We start from the raw sequence: 253 nt of genomic DNA on the forward strand, positions 1-253 counted from the left end.
TGAACGCTATATTGAATGGTCAGGAATACAATTTACTCACCTTCGCCCCGAATCTTATATGCAAAACTTACTGGGTTATCAAGGAGATGAAAACTTACAAAAAGGTGTCTTGCGCTCTTATTTTGGCAATGCAGTACTCAGTTGGGTAGACTGTGCCGATGTTGCTGAACTAGCGGCTTATTGCTTACTTAACCCGCAACAGCATGCAAGCCAAATTTATCGTCTTGGTTATGAAAACAAAAACTACACACAA

Annotated in this window: 1 protein-coding gene; it reads left to right on the forward strand. The window is 40.3% G+C overall.

What is annotated here, in order from left to right:
- Window positions 1–58: 58 nt before the first annotated feature.
- Window positions 59–253: hypothetical protein (locus CVH10_RS26220; RefSeq protein ID WP_219925022.1), on the forward strand; the 195-nt coding region annotated here is incomplete at its 3' end.

The organism is Halomonas sp. ND22Bw (assembly GCF_003011945.1).
Classification (GTDB): Bacteria; Pseudomonadota; Gammaproteobacteria; order Pseudomonadales; family Halomonadaceae; genus Halomonas; species Halomonas halophila.